Origin of the sequence: Mesorhizobium sp. M4B.F.Ca.ET.089.01.1.1 (assembly GCF_004022605.1) — a bacterium.
In the GTDB taxonomy this organism is placed as follows: domain Bacteria; phylum Pseudomonadota; class Alphaproteobacteria; order Rhizobiales; family Rhizobiaceae; genus Mesorhizobium; species Mesorhizobium abyssinicae.
The window spans coordinates 1-535 of sequence record NZ_RZOS01001278.1 but is presented as its reverse complement, the minus strand read 5'-3'; the positions used below and the strand labels follow the sequence as shown (position 1 = coordinate 535).

Sequence of the window (535 nt, the reverse complement as noted above, 5' to 3'; positions counted from 1 at the left end):
TCCACGATCCTATACACGCCAAATGGCCCAAGACACCCAACGGTCTGGTCGTCACACACGCAGAAGCTACGGAAGAAGGTCTCAGGCGCTGTTCAAAGGCTGCTTGGGGAGGACGCCGTTGCTGCGTCAAAGAAGGCCTTGCACCTTGGGGTTCCCTTATGGGATCAGCCGGTCAAATCGCCGTTTGCCGAAGGGTACGTGACACTTCTGGTTTCGGTGAAATTGACCCAGCAGAAGACCAGCTGCATGAGCGCCGCGTCTTAGACCTTTCACACCCAAGGGGAACTCGAGTTGGCTGCAGAAAACTTTGACGTCGACGACCTCGACACGGGAGAGGCGCTAGAGGCATTGCGGCAGGCTATCGGGGCGGACCCGAGAAGCCCTCAAGACCCCGAGGTTCTCAGCCTGCAGGAGCTACGAACTGCCGAAGCAGTCTTCCAGCCAAGAAATCTCGACTATCGCGAGGGTGAACACGAGGCGCACGTGGACACGCTCGCGAAGGCCATCGGCAAGCCCGAGAACCCTAGATACTTGG

General features: G+C 58.5%; 1 protein-coding gene. It reads left to right on the top strand.

Annotation, left to right across the window (positions count from 1 at the left end):
- Positions 1-291: 291 nt before the first annotated feature.
- On the top strand, positions 292-535 hold a 244-nt coding region (locus EN780_RS37135), incomplete at its 3' end, for a hypothetical protein (protein ID WP_210215128.1).